Origin of the sequence: Nocardia macrotermitis, assembly GCF_009604405.1 — a bacterium.
GTDB lineage: Bacteria > Actinomycetota > Actinomycetes > Mycobacteriales > Mycobacteriaceae > Nocardia > Nocardia macrotermitis.
On record NZ_WEGK01000005.1, the window covers coordinates 69,689 to 95,916 of the forward strand.

Sequence of the window (26,228 nt, forward strand, 5' to 3'; positions counted from 1 at the left end):
CGGTCCACGGCGCGATCAGTCCGCTCGACCGCGCCGTAGCGCATTCTGCAACGTAGAAAGCACTACGGGACCCGACTTCGCCGCGTTGGTTACCCTTCCGAACGGAATTTTGCGGCGCGATGGGAAGAACTTGGGGAAGGCTTTGATCGATGGCGCGTTGTCCGGCCGGACGAGACTCCGGCCGGATCAGCTGGCGCGCACCGTCAGTCGTGCATGCCGAGGCGGCGGCGGATCGGGAACGACGCCAGATAGCCCAGGATCAGCAGCACCGCGATCACGGCCGTGCCGATCAACGCGACGTTGCGGGCGGTGTTGTCGGGCGCCTTCGGCGGTTGCGGCACCGGCATCCGCCAGCTCTGCGCGGCGAACGGCTGCTTGGGGGGCAGCTGGGTGGGGACGTCGGCGGTCAACGCCGCGACCGGATCGATCGCGCCGTACCCGACGTACGGATCCCAGCCACCGGCCGGTGCGTGCGCGGTGGCCTCGATGCGCTTGATCACCTCGGCGGCGCTCAGGCGCGGGAACTTCGCGCGGACCAGCGCCGCGAGACCGGCCACGTAGGGGGAGGAGAAACTCGTCCCCTCGATCGAGCCCATCTTGCCCTGATGGGTGAGCCCGGTCGTGATGTATTTGCTGTTCGCGGCGTAGTTCAGGTCCAGCGACGTGATGTCCTGACCGGGTGCGGCCACGCCGACCCAGGGGCCGGGCACGGTGAATTTGGACGCCGATCCGGTCGCCGGGTCGATCGAGCCGACCGAGAGCACGTACTTGTCCCAGCGCGCGGGCGAGACGTACTGGATGATCCGGCTCCACTGATCCCCGGTGGGGTCGGTGGGATCCAGCACCGGGTTGACGCTCTTGCACGCGTCGTTGTTACCCGCGGCCACCACGACCACGACATCCTTCTGCACCGCCGCGTACTGCACGGCCGCGCCGATATTGCTGTCCGGCGGGACGCTGTTGCTACAGAAGATCTCCGAGATGTTGATCACGGTGGCGCCCAGATCCGCGGCGTGCCGGATCGCCGAGGCGAGGGTGTTCAGGTTGCCGACCGAGTTGTCGGCGATCTTCTGCTCGTCGGTGCCGGTGCCCTTGACCTCGAAGTAGTTGCTGGTCTGGCGGATTCCGATGATCTTCGCGCCGGGCGCGACCCCCGCGAAACCCTGCCCGTCCACCCGGCTGGCCGCGATGAGACCGGCCACGGCCGTGCCGTGTCCATCGCAGTCCTGGGTGCCGTCGCCGGTGCTGACGTAGTCGCCGCCGGGGGCGAGATTGGCCAGTCGCGGATTGCGGGCCACCCCGGTATCGATGACCGCGACGGTCTGCCCGGCGCCGGTGGAGAACTGCCAGGCCTTTTCCAGGCCCAGCACCCGCTGCGGGGTGGGCACGGTGGCCACATCGCCGGCGGGCTGGCTGCTCGCGCAGGGGGTGTTCGGCTTCGCCTCGGTGGTCTTCTCCGGATGCGGGGTGTCGTTGGCGGGCAACGCACTCGAGTTCGCCGCCGGTGTCTTGTCGCCGAAAGCCGTTCCGGCCCCGACCGATACGCTCAACCCCAGCACTGCGGCTGCGGCGACGACGCGGATTGCGTTGCGTCCGAATGTCTTCGGGTTCATCGCGCGGCTCAGAGCGAGAGGGAGCGGATGATCGAGTACAGGTCGGCCACCCAGAACGCGAGCGGCAGGACCGCGGCGACGAAACCGTATTCGAGCAGTTCCACCGCGCGTCGCATGGGCGGGGTCGCGGTCTGGTTGGGGATGATCAGACCGCAGATCAGCGCGCCGATCAGCAGGATCATCGCCGCGCCGAACACCGCGAGCGGCTGGGACTGGGTGAAGGCCGCGCCGAGCATGACCGCGAGCAGGATGGCCGCGCCGCCGCCGATCAGCACCACCGCGAGTTCGGCATTGGTGTAGGTGCGACTGCGGAACAGCAGCACCACCGCCGAGACCAGCGCCAACGCGATACCGGCCCAGAACGGGCCGCCGTGGTGTCCGGGATCACAGCCCGCCAGCGAACCGACCACGGTGACCAGCGTGGTCGCGCCGACCATGCCACCCAGGTACATGCGGGCCCGCTCGGCCTTCTCGCGCAGCACGTCCATGGTCGGCAGCGCGCGGTGATCGTCCGGATCGTCCTCGGTCGGATCGATCGGGGTGCCGGGGGAGGGGACCGGCGGCAGCGGCAGCTTGGCCAGCAGCATCGAGGCGCGCGGCGCCAGCGACAGCCCGCCCAGGGCCAATACCGCCGCACCGGCCCCGACGGCCCGAATCGGTTGTCCGGCAAGCAGACCCACCAGCGCGGCCACGACCGCGAACAGCGACACCGTGGTCGCGCCGATGAACAGCGCCAGCCCGACGCCGCTGACCCGCCACGCCAATACCGCTGTCGCGCCGAAGAGTACGGAGCCGAGCAGGACGTTCGCCCAGCCGTACTGATGATGTTGCAGCGGCACCAGCAGCATGCCCGCGGCGAACGCGGTGGGCAGCGCGGAGCCGCCGATCACGATCGCCGTCGAGATATCGCCGTACATGCGGCTCAGCACGGTTCCGGCGACGACGAGCAGGATGGTCAGCAGGGCAGCGACCGCGCCGGATATCCAGCCGGGCATGGCATTCGGGGCGGCCAGCAGGCCGACGCAGCCGACGATCATGGTCAGTACGGCGATGGTGGAGGCGGAGATCCGCGCCATCCGGGGGGACCAGGTGCGGAAGTTGTCGCCGTCGGCGATCGCGACGTTGTACATGATGTCGTCGTACAGCGGCATCGGCGCGACGTGGTCCGCGCTCTCCAGCATCAGCAGTTCGCCGTCGCGAACGCCCTGCTCACCGAGGCTCAGCGAGTTGGAGAACGGCGGCTGCCCGATCCGGGCCAGCACCCATTCGGCGGGCTGGAACTGCTCGCCGCGCTGATCGAAATCGTTCGTCCGGCTGTGCTGGGCGACCATGTCCACGACACTGGGAATGACCAGTGCCACCGGCACATCCACCGGGATCGCCATATCGACCTGGGTGTGCTTGGCCAGAATCGTGACCCGGGCAAGATCCGGCGCGCGGACGATCCCGCGGGTCGAATCATCTTCGATGTGGCTCATTCGCGCGTGCGTCACGCTGCCCCCAACTCCGTCTCTACCTGGTGTTTCCGCAAGCGCGCGAGTTGCGATCGCGCGGTTGACCCGTGCAGAATGCTGCCCGAACTGTACGACATGTCGGCCGTGACCTCTACACTGAGGCCCGCACCAAGCCGCCGAAGGGGGAGCTTCAGTCGATGAGCACAGTCCGTTTCCAGCGCCGTACGCGCCGAGAGGTGCCACGCACGCCCGGCGGTGAGGTCACGCTGCAGCCGCCCCCGGAGATCCCGCGGTCCATACCCGGCGGCCTGATGGGCAAGCTGATGCCGGTCGTGATGATGGTCGGCATGGTCGGCATGATGGCGGTCATGTTCACCAAAGGTGGTGGCATAGGCTCGAATCCGACCGCGCTGATGTTCCCGATGATGATGGTCTTCTCGATGGTCGGGATGTTCACCCAGGGCGGCGGCAAGGGCCAGAAGGCGGCCGAGGCCAACGAGGATCGCAAGGACTACCTGCGCTACCTCGACCAGGTCCGCAAGGATGTCGACGAGACCGCGAAACAGCAGCGTGCGGCCGTGGAGTGGAGTCACCCCGAGCCCGGTCTGATCTGGATGCTCGCCGGTACCAGCCGGATGTGGGAGCGCCGCCAGGGCGACAAGGACTTCTGCCACGCCCGCATCGGCCTGGGCGGTCAGCGCCTGGCCACGCGGCTGGTGTCGCCGGAGACCGGGCCGGTCGAGGAGCTCGAGCCGATCGCCGCGGTCTCGCTGCGCCGTTTCGTGCGCACCCACTCCACGGTTCCGGATCTGGCCACGGCCATCGCGATCAAGGGCTTCGGCACCATCCAGCTCAACGGCGACCGCGTCCAGGCGCGGGACATGACGCGCGCGATGTTGTTGCAGCTGTGCATGTTCCAGGCGCCGGATCAGGTGCTGCTCGCGGTGGTGTCCGGTGCGGACACGATCGGCGAGTGGGAGTGGACCAAATGGCTCCCGCACACCCAGCATCCCGAGTCGCAGGACGGCGTCGGCGCGGAGCGCATGGTGTACGGGTCGGTCCGGGAGATGACCGCGGGCCTGAATCCGCTGGTGCACAACCGTTCCCGGTACTCGCGCAATCAGCCCGCCGACCGGAATCTGACCCATATCGTGGTCGTGGTCGACGGCGGTCTGCTCGAAGCCGAGGAGGACGCGCTGCGCGAATCCGGCTACGAGGGCGTCACCATCATCGACCTGTGCAATTACGCTCCGCGCCTTGCGGTTTCGCGCGGCATCCAGATGGTCGTGGAGAACGGCGAATGCGTCGGCCGCGGCGCCACCGGCAACATGGAACGCTTCGCGGTGATCGACCGGATCAGTGCCAAGCAGGCCGAGCAGGTCGCCCGGCGGCTCGCGCCGTTCCGGGTGGTCGCGCAGACCGGCGCGGAAACCGTCGCGGACGACAACGCCGAGGTCATCACGTCCTGGGCGCAGATGCTGGGCCTGGGCGACATCGGTACGTTCAGCCCGGAGAGCCAGTGGAAGCCCCGCTACGGCCGGGAGCGGCTGCGGGTGCCGTTCGGCCTCGGCGCGGACGGGCTGCCGGTCTTCCTGGACATCAAGGAGGCCGCCGAGAACGGTATGGGCCCGCACGGCCTGTGCATCGGCGCGACCGGTTCGGGTAAGTCGGAATTCCTTCGCACGCTTGTACTTTCGATGCTCGCCCTGCACTCGCCGGATCAGCTGAACCTGGTCCTGGTCGACTTCAAGGGTGGTGCGACCTTCCTGGGTCTGGACGGTGTGCCGCACGTCGCGGCCGTCATCACCAACCTGGAGGAGGAGGCCGACCTGGTCGGCCGTATGCACGACGCCCTCGCCGGTGAGATGACCCGCCGCCAGGAGCTGCTGCGCACGGCGGGCAACTTCGCCAACGTCGGCGAGTACGAGAAGGCGCGCGCCGCGGGCGCCGATCTGGATCCGCTGCCCGCGCTGTTCGTGGTGCTCGACGAGTTCTCCGAACTGCTGCAACAGCATCCGGACTTCGCGGAGCTGTTCGTGATGATCGGTCGTCTGGGCCGTTCGCTCCAGGTGCACCTGCTGCTCGCCTCGCAGCGGCTGGAGGAGGGCAAGCTCAAGGGCCTGGAATCGCACCTGTCCTACCGGATCGGTCTGAAAACCTTCTCCGCCAACGAATCCCGGCAGGTGCTGGGTGTTCCGGACGCGTACAACCTGCCCGCCAGCCCGGGTGGCGGTTATCTCAAGGCCGGCGACGGCGAGATCCGGCGTTTCCAGGCGTCGTACGTCTCGGGCCCGTATGTCGGCGGCGGTTCGCAACGTCAGGTGACGCAGGCGGGCATCGTCGGCGGCGAGATCGATATCAACGCCCGCGCGTTCACCGCCGGTCACGTGGATTTCCGCCCCGCCGACCACATCACCGTCGAGGCCGAGCCGGAGGTCATCCAGGAGTCCGTCAAGGGTGAGGACGGCGAGGAGGTCTCGAACGTCGGCATGCTGGTCTCCCGCATCACCGGCCACGGCCGGCCCGCGCACGAGATCTGGCTGCCGCCGCTGGACGAGGCCTCGACCATGGACGAGCTGCTGCCGCGTTCCATCCTGACCGGCGACGTTCCGCAGATCGCCTCGCTGCGCGTGCCGATCGGCATCGTCGACCGGCCGTACCACCAGCGTCGCGATCCGATGATGGTCGATCTGTCCGGCGTCGGTGGCAACGTGGCCGTGGTCGGTGGTCCGCAGTCGGGTAAGTCGACCGCGCTGCGCACCCTGATCATGTCGATGGCGTTGAGCCACACCGCCGAACAGGTGCAGTTCTACTGCCTGGACTTCGGTGGCGGTACGCTCGCCAGCCTCGAGGGGCTGCCGCACGTCGGCGCGGTGTCCGCCCGCCTCGACGAGGACAAGGTGCGGCGCACCCTGTCCGAGATGCACAGCATCGTGCGGGCGCGCGAGGCGCGGTTCCGGCAGCTGGGCGTGGAATCCATGTCGGAATTCCGTCGCCTGCGCGGTTCGGATCCGGCCAGCAGCACCGCCGCGACCGGTGTGCACGAGGACCCGTTCGGTGACGTCTTCCTGGTCATCGATGGTTTCAGCACCATCCGCCAGGATTTCGACTCGCTCGAACAGGGCATCATGAACCTGGCCGTGCAGGGTCTGTCGTACGGCGTGCACGTGATCATCGCGCTGAACCGATGGGCCGAGGCCCGCCCGGCGCTCAAGGACCAGATCGGTACCCGTATCGAACTGCGCCTGGGTGATCCGATGGACTCCGACCTGGGCCGCAAGTTCGCCGCCCTGGTCCCCAAGGGCCGTCCCGGTCGCGGTATGACCGCCGAAACCCTGCACATGCTCACCGCGCTGCCGCGCATCGACGGCGATTCGAATCCGGACACCATCAGTACCGGTGTGGCCCAGGCGGTCGCGGCGGTGCAGCAGATGAATCCGGGTCGTCCGGCCCCGCGGGTGCGCATGCTGCCCGAGCGCCTGGAGCGCGCGGATCTGCTGCAACTGGCCGGGAACTGGATGGGCGATCCGGGGCAGAAGTGCATGCGGTTCCCCATCGGTATCAACGAATCCGAGCTGGCGCCGGTGTTCATCGACTTCGCCGCCAGCCCGCACCTGGTCATCGTCGGTGACGAATCCGGTAAGACCACGCTGTTGCGTTCGATCGCGGAGGGCATCGTCGCCTCCAACACGCCCACCCAGGCGCGCATCATCATGGGCGACTACCGGCGCGGCATGCTGGGTCTGATCCCGCAGCAGTACCTGGCCGGATACGGTTCCACCGCACCGCAATTCACGCAGAACATGGCCGATCTGGCCGGTTACGTGGCCAAGCGGACCCCGGGCCCGGACGTCACCCCGCAGCAGCTGCGGGACCGCTCCTGGTGGGACGGCCCGGAACTGTACGTCCTGGTCGACGAGTACGACCTGGTCGCCAGCTCCAGCGGCAACCCGGTGCAGGCGCTGCTCGAAAGTCTGCCGCACGCACGCGATCTCGGCTTCCACGTGGTCATCGCGCGACGTGCCGGTGGTGCCAGCCGCGCCATGTACGAACCGGTGATCGGCCGCATCAAGGATCTGGGCTCGAACGCGCTGATCATGAACGGCAGCCGGGACGAGGGTGTGCTGTGGGGTAAGGCCCGCCCGTCGGCGATGCCGCCCGGCCGCGGTACCTACGTCACCCGCAACAGCGAGGAACTCATCCAGACCGGCTGGATGCCGCTGACCTGATGTCGAACGTCGATGTAGTACTGACCGACGCGCGGTTGTGGGCGCGCAGCGAGTCGACCCACTGGGATGGTCCGCCCTCGATCGTTCCGGCCAGCGACGGCCGGAGTTTCGTTGTCGGGGAACAGCTTCGGCCGCAGTATCCGGCGGTGTCGATGGTCCGGATGGCCTCGGCCGACCGGATTGCCTTCCCGCCGACGCTGCCGCCGATCATCGACGCCTGGGCGGTGACGTTCGGCGCGGTGCTGACCAATCTGCAACTGCCCACGCCGTGCGAGCGGCTCACCATCGTCGGCCCCTCGGCCTGGGGGCGGCGACGGCGGGCGGCGTTGGAGGCCGCGGCCCGGCGGCTGGTCTCGGAGGTGACGTTCGAGCCGCTGGCCCGGCGCGCGGCCTCGCTGGGCAGCAGTACCGCCCAGCAGCAGCGGATCGCCGTGCTCGAACTCGATCCGCTGTCCACCACGGTCACCCTGGTCGGCCGGTCCGGGCAGGACACCTGGATCGAGGGGTGCGAGTTCGAACCGGCCATCGGTCTGGCCGATGTCGAGGAGGGCCACGGCCTGCCCGGTGTGGTGGGTGTGATCGCCCGGCTGCTCGCCGGGCAGCCGCCGACGTATCTGCTGGCCGTCGGCGTGACGGATCGGGCGTTGCTCGACGCACTCGCCGCGACCCTGGCCGAACAGTGCGGATTCCCGGTCGACGTGCGTCCGCTCACCGGCGTCGAACTGATCCGCGGCGCGCATCCGGGCATGCCGATGCCCAACGCGCAGCCCGCGCAGTCGCAGCCGATGGAATTCGATTCGCTGCACGAGCACGCGCTGGCCGTCCAGCCGCCGCGGCAGGGTCCGAATCGGCTGCTCATCGCGGCCGCCGCGGTCGTCGTCCTGCTGCTCATCGGCGTGGGCGTGACGATCGCGCTCACCCGCTCGAGTACGTCGCCGAAGACCACGGCCGCAGGCTCGTCGACACCCGTAACCTCTGCCGCGCCAACGACTTCGGCCGCCGAGCCCGGTCCGCCCGGCTCCGGTCCGCCCAAGCCCGGCGCGGACGGTTCCACGGTGCAGACCCTGGGCCGGATCCAGTTCCTGGTCCCGCCCGGTTGGAAGATTGCCTCGCAGACCGCTGACCGGGTCAACCTGTCGCCGAACGACGGTACGCGCCAACGCATCATGCTGGTCCAGAAGAGTCTGAACTCCGGTGCCGACCTGGACGCCGTCGCCACCGACCTGGATACCCAGATCAAACGCCGCCCATCCGGTCAGGTCAGCACGCTGCGCCGCAATGTCGTCTTCGGCGACCACACCGGCCTGTCCTACGAGGAGTCCCCCGGCGACGGCACCACCGTGCGCTGGCAGATCCTCGTCGACTCGGGCGTCGAGGCAAGCATCGGCTGCCAGTACCCCGAGGGCAAATGGGACCCGCTGTCGGCCCCTTGCGAACAGCTCGTCCGCGACCTCCACATCACCGGATGAGAGCGTCGCCGCGGCCGGGCTCATCAGATCCACTGGTCGAGTTCGGGTCGCGCGATTTCACACCAGATGACCTGAGTTTGTTCAATGTTCAGTGCGTGAGGTCCCGCAACCTTTGCGCGTTGAGTGTCCGGTTGTCGGACATACCGTTTCGCCGAGTACGACCAGACCGCCCGTCACGACCCCGGATGCCGGTGGCGATCCCAGACCGGCTCCGCGCGAACCCCCGCCGGGTTGTCGTCGTTGGCGCCGCGTTTCGGAGTGACGGTGTCGATGACCTGATCGTCGCTGAAAACCCCACCGTGCCAACGGAAATGCGACTCCATATCGACGGGGGCCTTCGTCACCCGCGACCCCACGATGAACCGCATTCCCGCCGCCAACGGAGGAAAGTGAATAGGTTGAGTAAATTCGAGGTGGACGACGTATTCAGGGTGAGCTTCCAAAAGCTGCCCATTGTTACCGGATTTGTCCAAGGAGAGTTCACGGTCGGACAGCAAGTGGAACTCACCAAGCGCGATGGACGGATTTACCGTGGGGCGATGACGGGAATGCATATTCGCACGTCCCCAGTCGCCCCGAACCACTTCTCGATCACTTTTTCCGAGCCTATCTCAGATAATGTAGAGCCTGGCGATGTGATCACTACGATCGATCCTGATCAGCATTCCTTCCGCTATTTCTTGGCCAGTTGAACGATGTGTTCGGTCGCACCGCCGACTACGAGTGTTCGGGTTCGTCTTCGCGGAGGCGTTGGAAGGCGCGTTCTATCCAGGCCGCGAAGCAGGTGGACAGGTCGGCGGGGGTGGCTGGGCGCATGGTGAGGTGTTCGCGTGTGCGGAGTTGTAGGTAGCGGCCGTCGCGGGCTATGTCGAGCCATTGGGCGGCGAAATCTCCTGGCTCCCATGCTCATTCGGCCACGGGCCGTGTGGGTTCTGGCTGCCTGTGCTGGAAAGCGCCGTGGCCCGCACCGAATATCGGTGCGGGCCACAGTGATTCGTAGGACGAGATGGTTCAGCGGAGCGCGGCCTCGCTGGCGGCCGCGGTCGGCTCGACGATCTTGCCGAAGTCGAGCTTGACGATCTGATCGGCGTGATCGAAGTAGCGGTCGTCGTGGGTGATCACGATGACGGTCTTGCCGCGTCGCTTGAGCCCGGCCAGGATCTCGGTGTAGAAGACCTCGCGGAAGCGGGGTTCCTGGTCGGCGGCCCACTCGTCGAAGACGTAGATCTGGCGGTCCTCGAGCAGCGCGGTCAGCAGGGCGAGGCGTTTGCGCTGGCCCTGGGACAGCGCGATGGTGGACAGCCGCCCGTCCTGGACGGTCACCTTGTGCGCGATCTGCAACTCCTCGAGGTAGCCGCGCACCTCGTCGTCGATGCCCGGACGATCGAAGCCCAGATAATCCTCGAACAGGTGGAAGTCGGTGAACACCGCCGAGGCGTTCTGCCGGAACCATTCGATGTTCTCGTGATCGATCCGCTCGTCACCGAGGGAGATCGATCCGGTGCGCGGCACGTACAGGCCCGTGATCAGCTTGGCCAGCGTCGATTTACCGCTGCCGTTACCGCCGATGACGAAGCTGATCTGACCGGGTTCGAAGACCAGATCCAGTGGGCCGAGCGCGAATCCGGAGTCGTCGGCGGTCTCGATCGGACCACCCGGCGGCGGCGCCATCGGCACCGGCCGGTCGTCCGGGCGGCCGTGCTCGAGCCGCCTGTGCCCGTTGACGTCCGGACGCGCGCCGCCGGGCGGCTGCGCCCCGGGCGGCGGTGGCGGCGGTGCGCCCGCGGGCCGTCCGGGCATCTCGCCGGGCCGTCCCGGATGCGCACCGGGCTTGCCCGCGCGACCCCGCCCACCGGGCATCGGCGGCATCCCCGGCGGGGGCGGTGACCCCGGAATCGGCGGCACCGGCGGCAGCGCCTCGGTCCGGTAGCTGTAGCCGACGTTCGTCAGCACCAGCGGCACCTGTCCGGCGGGCGGCCGCTCGGTGTACGGCAGTGAGTCCTCGTTGTGCAGCGTCTCCATGGACAGGTTCATGGTGCGGATCTTCGCCAGCGCGACGTCGCCGCGCACCAGATCCGGGATGCGGTGCATGAAGTTCTGCATCGGCATCGCCAGGAACGTCGTCACCAGCACGTAGCCGACCATCACGTTCAGCGACAGGTGCATCGCCGAGGCCAGCCCGAACAGGATCACCGCCATCGTGCCCAACTGCAACAGCTGCCCGAAGCCCTGTGCCAGTGAGAATTTCGATCCCGCCTCGACATTGCGCGCCCGCACGTCGCGGGCCGAGCCGAGCAGATGCCGGTCCATGAAGTCGCGGCGCCGGCCCCGGTGCAGTTTGAGTTCCTTGATGCCGAGGGTGACGGCCTGGAACGAGCCGAGCAGTCCGTCCTCGTGCTCGCGCGCGGCCCGGTACAGCACCCGCACCCGCTTGAGAACCAGTTCCACACAGGCGATTCCGAGCAGCGTGCCCGCGACGGTGACCGCGAAGATGGGCCCGGACACGATCGCGAGGAAGACGAAGCAGCCCACGATGGTCGCCACGTCCACGCAGATGCTCGGAATCGCGGTGACCGCCTCGGACAGCGACCGCACGTCCTCGGTCAACGTCGCCATCAGCCGGTGCGTGCCGAGCCGTTCGAGGTGTTCCAGTGGGGCGGAGACGATTCCGGTGCTCAGATCGGCGCGCAGCCGGTAGATCGCGTCCTGCGCCAGCCGGATCAGCAGCAGTTGCGACACCACGCCGCTGACCAGGATGACGGCCCCGGCCAGCACGAAACTGGTGACCGTGACCGGCGGATGCGGTGGTGGTGACACGACCCCCCGGATCAGTGTCACCAGGTAGGTGTTCGCCACGCCGCAGATCAGCCCGGCGGCGATGACCGCGGAGATCCGCATCCAGGAGATCGAGATCAGAAATCGGATGAGTTGCATGATGCTGCGTCTTTCGACTCGGGTGGGGCCGGGCGCACTAGCGGCGGATGATGTCGAAGATCATTCCCTCGAGGGTGACTCCGGGCGCGAAGGAGAAGGCGACACCGGTCGATATCGGCTTCGTGGTCGATGATCCGGCGCGGACCATCTCCTCCAGGACGAAGATCAGCGAAACGCTGAGCATATTTCCGTAGCGGGCGAGCACCTCCCAGCTGGGCGCGGCCTGTTCGGCGGAGATGCCCAGCGACCGCGCGGATTCGGAGATGATCTTGGGGCCGCCCGGGTGGATGGCCCACAGATCCACGTCGGATTTCCGTAATCCGTTGCGGTCCAGGATCTTTCCGATGACCGGATCGACCCCGGTGTAGATGTATTCGGGGAGCTGTTCGGACAGTTCGCAGGTGATGCCGTGATGGTTGACGCCCAGCACGATGCCGTCCTCGGCGTCGTCGAGCAGATGGCTGAAGCTGTCCCGGATCACCACCCGGCCGGGCGCGAGCGGCTGCTGCACCTGGCCCGCGCCGATGACGACCGCGCCGCAGCCGTCGCCGAACAGGCTGTGTGTGATCACGTCGTTGATGTCGTCGTCGAACACGGCGTTGACCGAACTCAGTTCGAGGCAGATGACCAGCGACTTCTTGTCCGGATGCGCGCGCACGTAATCCACGGCCGTGCGCACGGCGTTCATCGCGGCGGCACAGCCCATGAAGTTCACCATCACCCGGCCCACGGTCGGCGACAGCCCCAGCTGCTTGACGACCGCGACGTCCACGCCGGGCGCGATGAATCCGGTGCTGGTGGCGAAGATCAGCTGCCCGATCTCCTCGGCCGGATCGTCCATCCCCGCCACCGCGCGGGCGGCGACGTCGACCGCGAGCGGCACCGCGTGCCGGAAGAACAGATTCATCCGCTCGCGAATGGTCGCGGGCTTGCGGCTGAATTCCAGGAATTCGGGATCGAGCGGATCGACCGCGAGCTGCCGGGTGCGCACCATCGTCTTGGCGTAGATCCGCGGAATGCGCGCGCGCTGGGCGGGATCGGCGAACAGCGCCGCCACCTGCTCGGCGGAGGCGGCCTGGTCCATGACCCGCGCGGGCGCGCCGGTGGCGATGGATTCGATGACGCCCACCGTGGTCGGTGGCGCGGGCGGCAATACGGCGAGTGCGTGCTCACCGGTCACCTCGGGCCGGATGGCTCCGGCCGGGCGAGCGCCCCCCGCATCGAATGTGATACTCACGAATTCTCCCCTTCTACAACGAAACAACATCCTCGCGCCGGAATCGAGGCGCGGTGATCGCGAAATCTGTTTACACCGTTCCGATTCCGGTGAATCCCTGCACCATGTAGACCGCGCAGGTCTTGAGTGCGTCCGGTGCGACGTGTTCGCGGACGAAACCCCAATTGCGTTCCTGCGCATCGCGCGAGGGCGCCAGCAGATAGGTGTGGACCTGTTTCGGGAAACGGTCGGTGAAGAAACTCTTCGCCGGAATCCATTCCACGCCGAATTTCGCGGCCTCCTCGCGCACCACGTCCTCGGTGGTGATATTGGCGAAACCGCTGCGCTGGAACGGCAGTACGTGGTGGACGCGGTGCGAGCTCAGACCCGCGGATAGGAAGCAGTCCAGGTAGCGGTTGCCGACCACCTTCAGGTCGTACGCCTGCTCGAGCTGGTTCACCGCCCAGTCCTCGGTGTCGGGCTCGGGCAGTTCGCCCGCCTCCTCCTCGAAGTCGTGACTCGCGACGACCAGGAAGGTGCTGATCCACAGCGTGATCACGAATTGCAGTGCCCAGGCCCAGAAATCGCCCGCGAGGACGAAGGCGATCAATTCGCCCAGCAGCAGGAAACGCACCGCGAAGGATCCGATGAAGTGCGGCAGCGCGCCGCCCCAGGTGCCGTACATGTCCTTGATGCCGACCTTGCGGGTCAGGCGGCACACGTCCAGCAGGCGAATGGTCATCCCGGTGATGGTGTGCCCGAATTTGTGGACGGTGTGCACCGGGATCCGATACACCCGCGGAATGCGCATCATCATCGTGAAGACGTTCTTCTTGATGTCGACTTCACTCTGGGTGTGTGGATGATGCAGCAGCGCATGGCCGTCCGCGGTCACGAAGGACAATGCCACGTAGTTGAAATCGAAGGCATTGGTGAAGTATTTGTTGAGCCCCTTCTGGGCCCGGTGGATTCCGTAGTGCCCGAATCCGGCCAGCGAACTGCGCAGCAGCACCATCGCGATCACGAAGACCGGCAACGGCATCCAGCTGCGTTCGAACAAGCGCAGACCCTCGACCGCGAAATAGGCGATCGTCAGCAGCACCGCGACGATGTTGAACAGCTTGTCCATACGATTCAGGCGGGCGGCGAGTTTCGGTTCCTTCAGCCGCGCCTTGATCTTGTGCAGCAGATCGTTCTCGTCGTCGAAGCGGTACTTCGGGGTGTGCGTCCAGCTGTCGAAACCCTCGGTGAACAGGAAGTCCGGGGCGTTGTTCTTGGGGTGGATGTCCTCGGGCAGGGCCTGGCGGTCCAGCGAGTACCGCTCGAGCATCCGCGCGATCCGCTCGGGTTCGCGGTGGTACGAGCCGATGATGGACGTGATGTCGCGATTCTTCGTCCGGCCGATGAAGAATTCTCCGCCGGGATGCTTGGAAATCCAATCGCTGAGATCGTAGGCTTTCCCGTTGTAGATCCAGACATTCGAGACCGGCGGAGGTCCGTCGGGAATGGGAGGTCGGCTGAACTCCTCCCGCTCCTGCACATCCGGGCGGTCGGTCGTCATCTCTCTACCTCCATGTCTGATCGGCCGTTCGGGCCGTGCTGCCGATCAGGTTCTCCGGCAGGCGTCGCGTTCGTGCGTCGTTGGAGTTCAGATTCCGTGCGGCGCCTTGTATTCGACTGAACAATCCCTTAAGCGGCGCGAAACCATACGCGAGCCGGTCCGGGGAGCGTCGGGCGGCACAGTGCCGCCGGTACGCGATCCCGGACCGGCTCGCAGGTCCGAACTACCGTGTTCGTGGGATCAGCCGGCCGGTTTGGTGACCGTGACGGGCTTGGCCCAGTTGGACAGGTCGATCGTGGCGTTGCCCTTGTCCTTGTCCACCTGTGCCTGCACCAGGTTCGGGCCGGTCCCGGGGGAGGCGGCCGTCGAAGGCAGGGTGGTGGCGTCGGTCGCGGACTTCGGCGGGGTGGTGTCGGTGATCCACAGGGTGATCGGCAGGGTGCCGGTGACCTTGTCGCCGATCTTCGGCACGATCGGGTCGATCACGGTGGGGTCGATGGTGCCGGTGACCTGCACGGTGTTCACGCCGTTGACGGTCTCGCGCTTGACCGCCTTCGCGCCCTTGACGTGCGCGATGACGTTGGCGATGCCCTTCTCCTTGTCCAGGATGACGCCCGGATCGTAGACCTTCTGGGTGTCGCCGACCGGCACGTACTTGGTGCCGTCGCTGGAGACGTAGATCTTCTTGTCCACCGCGAGGAACTTGGTCTTGGTGAACGGGTCACCCTCCTTGAGGCGGATGCTCGCCTCACCGATCGCCTGGCCCGAGGGCTGGTTGGTGACGTCGGCGGAGATGGTGTCGACGGGCAGGTTCTGGAGGTTGCTGACCTTGATGTCCAGGTGAACCGAGTGCAGCGTCTGCGTGGTCTTGGCGGACTCGGAGATCAGCTGCGCGCCGTCGGGGAGCTGGCTGGGCGGCGGCGAGGGCGGGGAGCTGCTCGCCGCGGCGGTGCTGGAGGTGCTGGAGGAGTTCGAGGTGCAGCCCGTCGCGAACGCGCCGAGCAGTGAGGCCGCCAGCACGGCCGCGCCCACCGTTTTCACGGTGGTCCGCCGGGAGCGGCGGGCGGAGCGGTCGAGCGATTGCAGGTCTGTCATGTGTCAACCCCCGGAGGTTCTTCGGTTGCCCGGTCGAGGTGCGCGGTCGCGACCTCGGGTCGCAGTATGCAGCACTCCGCCGACGTACGCTCGGACGAGCGGACACGGGCATTCAACCAGCACCGCTGTGCCGATGTCGACCTCTTAGTCGAACTCGAAGGCGCGCAGATCATTACGGATCCGCCGGCGGTCCATCGATAGGGGGCGTGCCCTGCGGCGATCGATGTCTCGTGTCCGAATGGTCCGGATGGCGATCCCGGTGGATGGGAATTTCGCGCATATCGGGAATTGATCAGGCGCGCAAGACGCTTGAAGTGATGGGCCGAGGTGACGGTTCGCTGCCGGGAGATATACCCGGCGGCCGAGTCCAAGATCACAATTCTCATGTGGAGAGGTGGCCCCGGTTTCTGTTACCGTTACCTAAACGGAGATTTCCTCCGTTTATCGCTCTCCGGGGAGGAAACCCGTATCTCATGGCGCTAGTGAAGACTCGCCCGCACTACAACGTCGTCTTCGCGGTGCTGCTGCTCGGAATCGCCGCGTACGCGATGCTCCAGTCGATGGTCGTACCGGTGTTCTCGCTGTTGATTCCGGCTCTGCACACCACGCAGGCCACCGCGACCTGGTTGATGACCGGCTATCTGCTCTCCGCCTCGGTGGCCACGCCGATCCTCGGCCGGATCGGTGACAAGGTCGGCAAGGAGCGGATGCTGCTGGTCACCCTGATCGGCCTCACGGTCGGTTCACTCATCGCGGCACTCACCGAATCGGTGAGCGTGATGATCGTCGCCCGTGTCATCCAGGGGCTCGGCGGTGGCGTGATTCCGTTGGCATTCGGCATCATTCGCGACGAATTTCCCGGCCACAAGCTCAACGGCGCGGTGGGTATCGCCTCCTCACTGATCGCCGTCGGCTCCGGACTCGGGCTGGTGCTGGCCGGTCCGATCGTCGATCACCTGAACTACCACTGGCTGTTCTGGATCCCGATGATCATGACGGCGGTGGCCGCGATCGCCGCGGTGCTGTTCGTGCCCGAATCGCCGGTGCGCAGTCCGGGCCGGATCAATTGGGGCGCAGCGGTGCTGCTGTCCGCGTGGTTGGTCGCGCTGCTGCTCGCGGTGAGCAAGGGACCGTCGTGGGGCTGGACCTCGGTGACCACGCTGGGGCTGTTCGCGCTGACGGTGGTGTGCGCGGTCGCCTGGGTCGTGGTCGAAATGCGTTCGGAGACACCGCTCATCGATATGACCACGATGCGGATTCCGGCGGTCTGGACGACCAACATCGTCGCGGTGCTGACCGGTGCGGCCATGTACGCGATGATGACGTTCCTGCCGCAGCTGTTGCAGACGCCGAAATCCGTTGCCGGATACGGGCTCAGCGCGAGCATCACCGCCTCGGGCCTGTATCTGCTGCCGCTGTCGGTGGCGATGTTCGTGATCGGTCTGGCCATCGGGCCGCTGGCCGCGCGACTGGGCTCCAAGGCGATCGTGCTGATCGGCGCCATCATCACCGCGCCCGCCTTCTTCCTGCTCGCGATCGGACACGATCAGAGCTGGGAGATCTACCTGGCCGCCGGGCTGCTGGGGATCGGCATCGGGATGGCGTTCTCCTCGATGCCCGCCATCATCGTGGCCGCCGTACCGCCCGCGCAGACCGGCGCCGCGACCGGTATGAACGCCAATGTGCGGACCGTCGGTGGTGCCATCGGCAGTGCCGTCTCCTCGGTCATCCTGACCTCGGGTGCGCATGCGGCGCACGGACTTCCGGCGGATTCGGGATATGCCAACGTGTTCTGGTTCCTCGGTGCGGTCTCCGCGGCCGCGGCGGTGGTGAGCGTGTTCATTCCGTCCGGGCGGCCGCGTGAGCTGGGGTCGGTGGAGTTGGCGCATTCGGCGGAGGCCGAGGCGGAAACCGTGGTGGCGCAACAGGTTGTCGATGTCGCTCCGCTGTCCAACGGTGTACCGGTCTCGGGTTCGGCTGTGGTGCTTTCGATTTCGGAACAGGATCTGGATGCCGGTGTCGGGTCGGCGGTTGTCGGATACGTGCGGCGGGCCGGTGGACAGCCGGTCGGCGGTGCGGCTCTGACGTTGATCGATCCACGCGGACAACAGGTTTCGCGGGTCACCGGTGACGCGGACGGTGGTTATCGGATCGCCGCGCCCGGGCCGGGTAACTATGTGCTGATCACCTCTGCGCACGGGCACCGGCCGGTTGCGGTGAGTGTCGCGGTGGGTGCGCGGCCGCATCGGCTGACCGTCACGTTGCCGGGGTCGGGTGAGCTGACCGGTGTGGTGCGCGATCCGGGTGGTGTGCCGGTGAGCGGCGCCACCGTCACGCTGACCAACGCACACGGTGAGGTGGTCGGGGCCGTGGTGACCGGCGCGGACGGTGCGTACAGCTGCGGCGTCACGCCGGGTGCGCACACCGTGGTCGTGGTGGCCGAGCGGATGCGTCCCGCGGCGAGCACGGTCGTGGTGCCCGAGAGTGGTGCGCTGCGGCACGACGTCGAGTTGGATGCGGCGGCGGTGCTGGTCGGCGCGGTGCAGGCCGGGGATCGTGTGGTGCCCGACGCTCAGGTGACGGTGTTGGACGAGAGCGGCGAACTGGTCGCCACCGCTCGCACCGACGAGAGCGGGCGTTATCTGGTTCCGGATCTGCCCGCGGGGCGGTACGCGGTGGTTACGCGCGGTTATCCGTCGGTGGCCAGCAGTGTCCGGGTGGAGGGTGAACGTATCCACCACGATCTGGAACTGGGTTACGACGACGTGCCGCTGCCGGTGCGCTAGTTCGATACAGGTAGGCCGCCTCGCCGGAACTTCACTCGCACAGAGTGATTCCGGCGGGGCGGTTTCGTGTATCGCTGGTGTGCGAACGCGTTCACTACAGGTAGGCCGCCTCGTCGGAATTCCACTCGCACAGAGTGATTCTGGCGGGGCGGTTTCGTGTATCGGCGGTGTGTGAACGCGTTCACTACGGGGAGGCCGCCTCGTCGGAATTCCACTCGCACAGGGTGATTCGGCGGGGTCGGTTTCTTGTACCGGCGGTGGGTGAACGCGTTCACGGTCGCAGGCTGTCGGCTTCTCAGCCGGGTGTTCCCGGGGGCTCGGGGGAGGGTTGGGCGAAGGTGCGGCGGTAGTCGCTGGGGGTGGTGCCGACCTCGTCGGCGAAGCGGCGCCGGAAGTTGGAGGGATCGGGGAAGCCGGTCGCCGCGCCGATGGCCGCCACGGTTGCGTCGGTGCGTTCGAGGAGCGCGCAGGCATGGTGAATTCTTCTGCGCAACAACCACTTTCCCGGTGTGGTGCCCAGGTGGCGATCGAACATGCGGGTCAACGTCCGGGGTGAGACCGCGCAGCGGGCAGCGAGATCGTCCACGGCGATCGGGCGGTCCAGATTGTTCTCGATCCAGGACAGCGCGGGCGCGAGCGAATCGGGTTGCGGGGTGCGGCGGCGCGGGGGAGTGCGGGTGTACTGCCGCTGGCCGCCCTCGCGATGCGGCGGTAACACCATGTGCCGGGCGATATCGGCCGCGTAGGCCGCGCCGAAATCGCATCGGACCAGCTCCAGGGCAAGATCGATGGCCGCGCCGGTGCCCGCGCTGGTCGCGACGTCGCCGTGGTTCACATACAGCGCGTGTGGGCGCACCCGCACCCGCGGATACCGCTCGCGCAACTCCTCGGCCATCCGCCAGTGCGTGGTGGCCTCCCGGCCGTCCAATAACCCGGTTGCCGCGAGAGCGAAAGTGCCGGAACAGATTCCGACGATCCGCGCACCCCGCCGATGCGCCTCGCGCAGTGCCCGGGTGAGTTCCGCCGAGGGGCGCTCGTCCCGATCCGGCCATCCGGTCACGAAGATCGAATCGGCCGTCCGCAACGTGTCGAGTCCCTGCTCCACCAGCATCCGATATCCGGCCCTGGTCGCCAGCGCCCCGGTTTCCTCCGCGCAGACCTCGAACGTGTACCTGTTCGGCACGCCGGGGTGGTCGATACCGAATACCTCCGCGACACATGCCAGTTCGAAGGTCGACTGCGGCGGAATCACTACTGCGGCGATTCGATGACTTCGATGCACTGTGGCAGAATAATACCTATCGGTGTCTTTTTCGCCGCTTTGCATCACGACGCCCGCCGAACGTGCGGTTCCGGCCGAGGCGAGGTCGCAGTCGGGTCAGGGTGCGGTGGAGATCCACTGCACCCTGTGCGCTTCGGTGGGATCCGGTGTCTCCCAATGTGATGCGAGTCGATCGATGACCGCCGCCGGGACCGGCGAGGGGCGGGATCGGTTGCGGGCGTGCAGGATCGGAGCCGGTGCTTCCAGCGAGATGATCTCCGTCCGGGCGTGATAGGCGGCGGCGAGATCGATGGTGCGGGCCCGGAGGCGGCGGGTGGTGTTGGTGGCGTTCCAGACGAATGATGTTCCGGCGCGCAGGTATTCGCGGGCGCGGTCGCGGGCCAGGCTGACGACCGGCTGTTGGTCGGCGGTGGGCGCGATGCCGAGTTCGGCGCGGATCCGGTCCAGGCCGACGACCGGCAGATCGGGGCGGTGGGCGGCGATCCAGTGGTCTTTACCCGCGCCGGGCAGGCCGGACAGGACGGTCACGGTCAGGCGGGTGTCGTCGTAGGCGGCGTAGTCCGGATCGCGGCCGGGGGTGCGGAAATACTGGAATCGCGCGTGATCAGAGGCGAAAACCCTTGGGCGGTCCAGACATTGCTGTTCGGCGCAGTATTCGCGGTACAGCGCGATGTGGTCGAGGATCTGTGCGGTGTCGCGGCAGATCCGCCCGAGCAGATCGGCGGTGGCGAGCAGGACCAGATCGTCGTTGCGGGCCAGCAGGGCGACGCGGAAGGCGATCTGCTGGAGATCGGGGCGTTCCAGCGCCCAGAACGGGATCTGATGATGCCGCACCAGCGCGGCGATGTGCTCGCGTTCGGTGATCGGCACACCCAGGCGCCACAGCGCGTGCCGGACCAGCAGATCACCGCGTCGCGAATGTCCGTGCGCGGTGCTTCGGCCGTCCGAATCCGTCTGTGTGCAATAGGGTTTGGCGATATCGTGCATCAGCACGGCGGTGAACAGCCGGACGCGTTCTGCGGCGGGCCGGGCGCGCCACTCGGGCAGTTCGGCCATGGCCTCGCAGGCCATCCGGGTGTGGATCTCGACATCGCCCTCGGCGTGGTGCACCGCGTCCTGCGGCACCCCGGTCATCGCGCGGACCCAGTCGAATCGTGCGCGGATCCGCGCCCACGGCACCGTCCAGTCGGGCGGTCCGGGGCACAGTTCCTCATACGCGTCCATAGAGCACCTCCGGGTCGGCCAGGCCGTTCGCGATGACGGGCCGGTCCTGCCAGTGCGTGCCGGAATCCAGGATGGTGGTGAGGAATTCGGCCCGCACCCATTTGAAACGGTCGACGGTTTCCGCGCCGGATTCGACCTTGATGTACAGGCCCTCCATCTCGTCCGCGGCATCGGTCTCCCGTGCCGCGCGGTCCGGATCGACACCGGCGGCCTGCGCGGCGTGCGCAAGTGCGTTGCGCCAGTGGGGCGTTCGGCAGCCGGACGGTCCGATCAACGCCGTGAGATCCGCGAGCCGATCGAGCGGACCGGTGTGCAGGACCGGCACCGAGACCACGGGCGTGCCGTCGAGCAGTTCCCGGCGACGTTCGGTCGACAGGAAGATTCCGGTCTCCCGATCCAGGATGTCGAACTCGCAGAAGTAGTGTGGCAGTGCGTCGTAGAACACGGTGTGCTTGGCGTAGAGCCATTCGCCGTACATGATGTAGCGGCTGCCCAGCCGGGCGCGCAGCACGTGTTGCACCGCGGTGGCCCAAGCCTTGAACGGTCCGAACTGCCGCTCGCGCGGACCGCCGGTCAGATAGTGCCCGCGGCTCTGAAGTCGCAGTGCGCCTTCGGAATCGAAGCTGATCGCCGCGTTCGCGCCGTCGAGTTTCTCCTCCACGACCAGGTACCGGCCCGCGATCCGCGCGAACGGTTCGGCACGCAGGTCGTGGTCGCCCGGTTGCAGGCGCGACCCCTCCAGGTGCCGGGTGCGCGGATATTTGCGGATCATCTCTCGTTTGTAACGGTGTGCCGCAAGCGATGTCCACCGGATTACCCGTCGAATCCACGACGGCCGACCGCGCCTCGTTGCTCTCGGAGGAAACCTCGGAATCACCTTGTCGCACAGTAGCTTCGGAATCCTCCGACGCAAGAGTTTCGGAATCCTCCGATACCGGCTGATCACCCGACTCGTGCTGGGCATCCGCCATTCCCGCACCTCCCGCATCCGTGCTGGACCCCGTCGGCCAGATCGTAGCGGCCTCCCAGTTACCGGAGCGAGGCAATATCCGTGACCCGGTATCGCTCGGGTCGAGTCGGCTCTCCCCAGGTCACAACGGTGCGTTCGGCGAGCAGGGCCTGACCACTGTCCGAGCCGACCACGCTCAGGTCGCATTCGCGGCGGAAGGTGTTGTAGCAGCCGATCATCAGGAGACCGGCATTGTTCGCGGTGCTCCAGAGCATGTGACGAGTCGGGTCACGGTCTCCGGGAAAGAGGTCGTCTACGGTGTGCACTTCGATCATGACGAAGACGCCGAAAGCGTACGTCCGGATCGCTAGTAGGCCGCAGTTACGACATTGAACCCGCGTCGGGATGCCGAGGCGCATTCTCGAGCTGTGAGCTGTGAGCTGTGAGCTGTGAGCTGTGAGCCGTGAGCCGTGAGCCGTGAGTAGCGAGCGGTGAGTAGCGAGCCACGAGTAGCGCCGACGCCGCGCGCGGTCGCCCCATGCCGTTATCGAATCTCCCTGTCGTGCACGGAGATCGGTTCGACATCGATCACCTGCACCGCTTTGAGCGGCAGAGCGGCCGGTTCGGCCTCGGCGGCCGGGAGCTCGTCCAGCGGCACCGGCACACCGTCGTCACCGAGCGCGGCCCAGCTGCCGTCGGCGTACTGAACCCACCTACCGCCGTATTCCGATGCCTGCGAATACATTCCGCCCCCTTCCCGCGCACTCGGTGTCGGCGGGTGTGGTGTCGGCGCACGACGGACCGTGCGCGGGATCAGCTGTGTTTTCGAATGATCACGACGAGACGTGCGGGCATCGGATGCCTGTGTGCCGCGGCGGTCGAGTCCTGCTTCGGAAGGACTCGACCGCTGCGACGTCCCGGACGCCATGCGCGCCGAAACCGGGTGCCGGACAACGGCACCGGTCACTGCGCGGGCTGCGACCCCCGAGTGTTCCCTGCGGTGTGGGCGGTACGCCGGGCGGCTCAATGCACTGCGATACCGGCCACGTTTCGAAGAGTAGACCGAACTCCGCGCCTCGGACCTGCCTTCACCCTGCCGAATCGCGGCCGGTGGACAATTCTGTTGGGGCCGATAATTTCCCCGCCGCGCGGGTGTGGGCGGCGACAAACGATCCGGCACGACGGTGGGCGCGGTACGCCGGAATCGGACGCTTCGTCCGTGCGACCGAGTACGGTTGGGACGCCCGGAACCTGTGTCCCCGATCATTCGAGAGGTACCGCACCAGTGTTTGTTCTGCCCGAGACCGTGAAGGCTGTCCTGATTCGCACGGACTTCTCCGACCAACAGGCATGGGAGGCCTGCCGCTCGGCGATCGACGCCGCGGCCATGGCAGCGTTCGACACCAGCGTCGACGAGGACGTCGAGATCCTCGACGACCCCGCCAACCGCGACCTCACCGCCGACCGGCTGCTCGCGCTGGAGAGCCTGGCCGAAACCGACCACACGTTCGTGATGCTGGTCGACGGCGAAACCCTCTCCAGCACCGAATACCCCGTCCTGTTCCTCGACCTCTTCGAGGACCAGCGCGGCGCCACCGTCCGCGTCGTCGCCGCCGAACTGAGCGAGGCCGTAGGCAACGTCGACAACGGCAACATCACCATCCAGGACTACGCCGCCGCCGCGGAGAACGCAGGCGACAAGGGCGTCTTCCGCGGCTTCGCCTGACACATCGCCGGTGACGGGCGTGGTCACCCACGCCACGCCCGTCCCGGAACTACGGCCCGGCAGCTCAGGCCGGAACCTGGAACGGTCTGTGCGTGGTCGGTCCCGGTAACGTCCCGCAGCCGACCGACGACATCGCTTGTGCAACAGGAAATTTCGGTGGAACCGGCGTTGCGGTTGCCGGTTGATTCTCAGGAGATTCCATGAAAGCACACAGATTCGTCGGTGTGGCCGTCGCCGCGCTCGCGCTCTCGCTGGCCGGTGCCGCCGGCGCGAATGCCGCGCCGCCCAGCGTCGATGTGACGCCGTATCTGGTCGGCGCCACCGCCTATTTCAGCGTCGACGGCGCGAACTGCTCGATCCAGTCCAACGGTGACGTCGGTTGCGACATCCCGGCGGGTATGGCCAAGTGGTACAACGTCATTCCGATCACCGACCTGTCGATCGACCTGCCCTTCCTACCCGCCCACCCCACCTTCGGACTCCTCGGCCAACACGGCCGAGCAGGCAGCCTCACCCTCCCCGCGGGCGACGGCTACGGCAGCACCATCAACTACGCGGGAGCGACCTGCTCCGGCGGCGGCCGCGGCGCCGTCAGCTGCACCTCGAAGGGCCACAGCTTCAGCTTCGGCTGGTCCGGCACCCAAACCAGCTGAACAACGGACTCCGTCAGTCGCGAATCACCGCCCGGCCGAGGCTGATCCGGGAGTGCGCATGGTCGGTCGCATCTGCAACGCGTCGAGCAATTCATCGACCAGAGCTGCGAAGGCCGGGGCGACGATCGGGTCATCCTGAGCTGCTACTGCGGCAAGTTGTGCGAGCTGTTTACTCGGCGTCGTCCCATGCGCTCGAAGGATGTCGAGTGCATCAGCGGTTGCGGCTGCGGCATACTCGTCTTCCCTGTGCTTCTCGAATCCGTTGACGAGGTCGGAGACTTCGATCGCCTGCAGAAGTCGGAATATATCGAGCGCATCCTTTTCTTTGAGCCGGTCGGGCTGACGATCAACTTGGCCCAGGCGCTCGCCGACCTTGATAGCTTTCGCAGTCACCAGTGCCGCCGGTCCAGCCACTCGGAGGCAGTGCTTCCTGGAGTCATCGGGCTCGAACGCAGCGATGGAAACGATTTCGTTGTCGACCAACGCGGGTTCGAGCCCACGGGCGATTCGGGCGGTGAGCTTGTCATGAGGAGTGATTCGCGCGGCGCGGGCGGAGGCTTTGACCGTACCTGCCTGATGCGGCACCACCATCAGGTCGACGGCGACGTTGCTTGCCGCCACCCAGTGCCCGGGATTCGGCCCGGGGGTGAAACCCGCAGCCCGCATTACTCCGCCGATTTCCGGGGCGTCGGCGAGTCCTCGAGTGTCGACAGTCAGATCGGCGTCCGTCGTCATGAGCGGCACGTTCAGATCGGCCGATCCGGCGTGATAGTAGATGGCCTGGGCACCGACGAGTATGAGATTGTCCAGATGGTCTTCGAGTGCCACGAGCGCATCGAGCAGTACCCGCCGTGCGGCGACGTACTCTGGCGCCAGGTTGTTCAAGGTCGTTCCCTCCATGCTTCGTTGTTGTCGGCAAGTGCATCCATGAGCTGTTCGGCTTCTGCGTCTGACCGACCGGGAAGAGTGAGCAGATCCGCGATCACGAGCGGAAGCGGTGCCGTAGTGAGATGGTCATCATGTGGTGGAGCGAGCAACTCGGGGTCTTGCGGTCGTGCGATGACGACATTCGTGGTCGTCGGATCGCCGTCGATCAACTTGAGGTTGTCGGCCAACTCGGTTGGTTGTGTTGCGTAGATCGCCAGCAGCCGTAGCGGCACCACAGGTACCATCGTTTCCGGCAACAACCGGCGCGCGGCGGCCGATCCCGTGATCGCGACTTTTTTCTCCTCAGCGAGTCTGAGGAGTGTCCGTTCCAAGCCTCTGGGCGCTATGTAGTAGCCGACCGATGAGTTCGTCTTCGCGAAGGAATAATCGAGCACCCACCGCCTGAGCAGTGCCCGTCGACTGACGGCGAGAACCCTGCCGGTTCCGTCGCGGTCGACGATGCCCTCCGCGGTCAGGGTGGTCATGAGTTTGGAGACGGAGCCTGGCGAGACATCGGCAAGAATGGCCAGGTCGCGGATCCCTATAGGGAGATCCGCGGTCGCAAGTACGCGGATGGTCCGGCTCGCAGCGAGTCCATTGAGTCGGGTGACGGCGCTCGACCGTGGAGGGCGCGGTGCGCGGGCAGCGCCCTGTCCGGTGAGGAGGACCAAGGGGGACGTGGAAGTCATTCGAACCCAGCCGGTGGCATCGGCGAAACTGAACTCCGCAGAGGTCAGCGCATCGCGAAGGGGCGGCCCGATGTAGTCCGACACGAACAGCACCGGCATCCCGCTTGTACGCTCGAGTTCACGGAGAGCTGGAATCAGCAGCGGCACCGGCATGGATTGCCTGGCCTCCACGACGAACGTGGCTTTCTCGTCGGTTGGACCCGTCAATTCGACGACTGCGTCGAAACGGTGGTCGTCGAATGCGCTCTGGCGCTTGTCGATGTGCCAGGAGGCGGGAAGTAGCATGGCGACGCTCTCGAGAGCATCGTCGATCAGCGGTGTTTCCCGAAATCTCTTGTTTCCCATTAGGGGAAACATGCTATTTAGCGAAACATGAAAGGTCAACCTACCGCGTTATCGGAAGCCGTAGTGCCGCGACAGT

At 66.7% G+C, this 26,228-nt stretch carries 19 protein-coding genes and 1 pseudogene; 6 read left to right on the forward strand and 14 right to left on the reverse strand.

Going from position 1 to position 26,228, the window contains the following annotated elements:
• Positions 1-203 precede the first annotated feature (203 nt).
• Entirely contained in the window at positions 204-1,613 is a 1,410-nt protein-coding gene (mycP, locus tag NRB20_RS13170; protein ID WP_153410410.1) for a type VII secretion-associated serine protease mycosin, read from the reverse strand.
• 8 nt (positions 1,614-1,621) lie between these two features.
• On the reverse strand, positions 1,622-3,091 hold the full coding sequence (eccD, locus tag NRB20_RS13175; RefSeq protein ID WP_153410411.1) for a type VII secretion integral membrane protein EccD: 1,470 nt from the start codon (positions 3,089-3,091) through the stop codon (positions 1,622-1,624).
• A 173-nt stretch (positions 3,092-3,264) separates the two neighbouring features.
• Between eccD and eccCa the strand changes: the two genes are divergently transcribed.
• Together eccCa and NRB20_RS13185 are read left to right on the forward strand one after the other, a co-directional pair.
• The gene (eccCa, locus tag NRB20_RS13180; protein ID WP_153410412.1) at positions 3,265-7,296 is read left to right on the forward strand and encodes a type VII secretion protein EccCa; all 4,032 of its coding nucleotides are present in this window, start codon (positions 3,265-3,267) and stop codon (positions 7,294-7,296) included.
• Positions 7,296-8,765: a type VII secretion-associated protein gene (locus NRB20_RS13185; protein ID WP_153410413.1), complete on the forward strand. Its 1,470-nt coding sequence runs from the start codon at positions 7,296-7,298 to the stop codon at positions 8,763-8,765. The genes eccCa and NRB20_RS13185 overlap by 1 nt, the downstream gene beginning before the upstream one ends.
• Positions 8,766-8,868: 103 nt before the next feature.
• Here NRB20_RS13185 and NRB20_RS39765 read toward each other — a convergent pair.
• Positions 8,869-9,139 (reverse strand): annotated as a pseudogene (locus tag NRB20_RS39765) (IS1634 family transposase); the annotation flags it as partial.
• Between the two features lie 24 nt (positions 9,140-9,163).
• On the opposite strand from NRB20_RS39765, the gene NRB20_RS13195 reads away from it, so the two are divergent.
• Positions 9,164-9,457, forward strand: coding sequence for a hypothetical protein (locus NRB20_RS13195; protein WP_153410415.1), 294 nt, complete (start codon positions 9,164-9,166; stop codon positions 9,455-9,457).
• 319 nt (positions 9,458-9,776) lie between these two features.
• Here the strand turns inward: NRB20_RS13195 and NRB20_RS13200 are convergent, their stop codons facing one another.
• The 4 genes from NRB20_RS13200 to NRB20_RS13215 all read right to left on the reverse strand — a co-directional run bounded on the left by NRB20_RS13200 (position 9,777) and on the right by NRB20_RS13215 (position 15,571).
• Positions 9,777-11,699 carry an ATP-binding cassette domain-containing protein gene (locus NRB20_RS13200; RefSeq protein WP_153410416.1) on the reverse strand — a complete coding sequence of 641 codons (1,923 nt, stop codon included), beginning with the start codon at positions 11,697-11,699 and terminating at the stop codon, positions 9,777-9,779.
• A gap of 37 nt (positions 11,700-11,736) precedes the next feature.
• Positions 11,737-12,936, reverse strand: coding sequence for a type III polyketide synthase (locus NRB20_RS13205; RefSeq protein WP_319944848.1), 1,200 nt, complete (start codon positions 12,934-12,936; stop codon positions 11,737-11,739).
• Positions 12,937-13,006: 70 nt separating this feature from the next.
• A complete protein-coding gene (locus NRB20_RS13210; RefSeq protein ID WP_153410418.1) occupies positions 13,007-14,476 on the reverse strand; it encodes a fatty acid desaturase in 1,470 nt (489 codons plus the stop codon).
• 240 nt (positions 14,477-14,716) lie between these two features.
• Entirely contained in the window at positions 14,717-15,571 is an 855-nt protein-coding gene (locus tag NRB20_RS13215) for an LppX_LprAFG lipoprotein (protein ID WP_153410419.1), read from the reverse strand.
• A 473-nt stretch (positions 15,572-16,044) separates the two neighbouring features.
• Here NRB20_RS13215 and NRB20_RS13220 point away from each other — a divergent pair, with 473 nt between their 5' ends.
• Entirely contained in the window at positions 16,045-18,357 is a 2,313-nt protein-coding gene (locus NRB20_RS13220) for an MFS transporter (RefSeq protein ID WP_153410420.1), read from the forward strand.
• Positions 18,358-18,652: 295 nt separating this feature from the next.
• Here the strand turns inward: NRB20_RS13220 and NRB20_RS13225 are convergent, their stop codons facing one another.
• The 5 genes from NRB20_RS13225 to NRB20_RS13245 form a co-directional block, all read right to left on the reverse strand.
• Complete coding sequence (locus tag NRB20_RS13225; RefSeq protein WP_319944849.1) at positions 18,653-19,639, reverse strand: GlxA family transcriptional regulator; 987 nt, start codon at positions 19,637-19,639, stop codon at positions 18,653-18,655.
• A 96-nt stretch (positions 19,640-19,735) separates the two neighbouring features.
• A complete protein-coding gene (locus tag NRB20_RS13230) occupies positions 19,736-20,863 on the reverse strand; it encodes an AAA family ATPase (RefSeq protein WP_153410422.1) in 1,128 nt (375 codons plus the stop codon).
• Positions 20,850-21,635: an RNA ligase family protein gene (locus tag NRB20_RS13235; protein ID WP_153410423.1), complete on the reverse strand. Its 786-nt coding sequence runs from the start codon at positions 21,633-21,635 to the stop codon at positions 20,850-20,852. The genes NRB20_RS13230 and NRB20_RS13235 overlap by 14 nt, the downstream gene beginning before the upstream one ends.
• 257 nt (positions 21,636-21,892) lie before the next feature.
• A complete protein-coding gene (locus NRB20_RS13240) occupies positions 21,893-22,147 on the reverse strand; it encodes a hypothetical protein (RefSeq protein ID WP_153410424.1) in 255 nt (84 codons plus the stop codon).
• A 209-nt stretch (positions 22,148-22,356) separates the two neighbouring features.
• On the reverse strand, positions 22,357-22,557 hold the full coding sequence (locus NRB20_RS13245) for a hypothetical protein (protein WP_153410425.1): 201 nt from the start codon (positions 22,555-22,557) through the stop codon (positions 22,357-22,359).
• Between the two features lie 540 nt (positions 22,558-23,097).
• Here NRB20_RS13245 and NRB20_RS13250 point away from each other — a divergent pair.
• Together NRB20_RS13250 and NRB20_RS13255 are read left to right on the forward strand one after the other, a co-directional pair.
• The gene (locus NRB20_RS13250; RefSeq protein ID WP_153410426.1) at positions 23,098-23,538 is read left to right on the forward strand and encodes a DUF6924 domain-containing protein; all 441 of its coding nucleotides are present in this window, start codon (positions 23,098-23,100) and stop codon (positions 23,536-23,538) included.
• 200 nt (positions 23,539-23,738) lie between these two features.
• Positions 23,739-24,191, forward strand: coding sequence for a hypothetical protein (locus NRB20_RS13255; protein ID WP_153410427.1), 453 nt, complete (start codon positions 23,739-23,741; stop codon positions 24,189-24,191).
• A 24-nt stretch (positions 24,192-24,215) separates the two neighbouring features.
• On the opposite strand, the gene NRB20_RS13260 is transcribed toward NRB20_RS13255, so the two are convergent.
• Together NRB20_RS13260 and NRB20_RS13265 are read right to left on the reverse strand one after the other, a co-directional pair.
• On the reverse strand, positions 24,216-25,076 hold the full coding sequence (locus tag NRB20_RS13260; RefSeq protein ID WP_153410428.1) for a hypothetical protein: 861 nt from the start codon (positions 25,074-25,076) through the stop codon (positions 24,216-24,218).
• Positions 25,073-26,152 carry a helix-turn-helix domain-containing protein gene (locus NRB20_RS13265; RefSeq protein ID WP_153410429.1) on the reverse strand — a complete coding sequence of 360 codons (1,080 nt, stop codon included), beginning with the start codon at positions 26,150-26,152 and terminating at the stop codon, positions 25,073-25,075. Before NRB20_RS13265 ends, NRB20_RS13260 begins: the two co-directional genes overlap by 4 nt.
• Positions 26,153-26,228: the final 76 nt, after the last annotated feature.

Excerpts from the sequence above, each read along its gene's own strand:
- NRB20_RS13210 (WP_153410418.1), bottom strand. The coding sequence starts at position 14,476 with ATGACGACCGACCGCCCGGATGTGCAGGAGCGGGAGGAGTTCAGCCGA.
- NRB20_RS13245 (WP_153410425.1), bottom strand. The coding sequence starts at position 22,557 with ATGTATTCGCAGGCATCGGAATACGGCGGTAGGTGGGTTCAGTACGCC.
- NRB20_RS13215 (WP_153410419.1), bottom strand. The coding sequence starts at position 15,571 with ATGACAGACCTGCAATCGCTCGACCGCTCCGCCCGCCGCTCCCGGCGG.
- NRB20_RS13240 (WP_153410424.1), bottom strand. The coding sequence starts at position 22,147 with ATGATCGAAGTGCACACCGTAGACGACCTCTTTCCCGGAGACCGTGAC.
- NRB20_RS13230 (WP_153410422.1), bottom strand. The coding sequence starts at position 20,863 with ATGGACGCGTATGAGGAACTGTGCCCCGGACCGCCCGACTGGACGGTG.
- mycP (WP_153410410.1), bottom strand. The coding sequence starts at position 1,613 with ATGAACCCGAAGACATTCGGACGCAACGCAATCCGCGTCGTCGCCGCA.
- eccD (WP_153410411.1), bottom strand. The coding sequence starts at position 3,091 with ATGAGCCACATCGAAGATGATTCGACCCGCGGGATCGTCCGCGCGCCG.
- eccCa (WP_153410412.1), top strand. The coding sequence starts at position 3,265 with ATGAGCACAGTCCGTTTCCAGCGCCGTACGCGCCGAGAGGTGCCACGC.
- NRB20_RS13185 (WP_153410413.1), top strand. The coding sequence starts at position 7,296 with ATGTCGAACGTCGATGTAGTACTGACCGACGCGCGGTTGTGGGCGCGC.
- NRB20_RS13220 (WP_153410420.1), top strand. The coding sequence starts at position 16,045 with ATGGCGCTAGTGAAGACTCGCCCGCACTACAACGTCGTCTTCGCGGTG.
- NRB20_RS13235 (WP_153410423.1), bottom strand. The coding sequence starts at position 21,635 with ATGATCCGCAAATATCCGCGCACCCGGCACCTGGAGGGGTCGCGCCTG.
- NRB20_RS13265 (WP_153410429.1), bottom strand. The coding sequence starts at position 26,152 with ATGGGAAACAAGAGATTTCGGGAAACACCGCTGATCGACGATGCTCTC.
- NRB20_RS13200 (WP_153410416.1), bottom strand. The coding sequence starts at position 11,699 with ATGCAACTCATCCGATTTCTGATCTCGATCTCCTGGATGCGGATCTCC.
- NRB20_RS13255 (WP_153410427.1), top strand. The coding sequence starts at position 23,739 with ATGAAAGCACACAGATTCGTCGGTGTGGCCGTCGCCGCGCTCGCGCTC.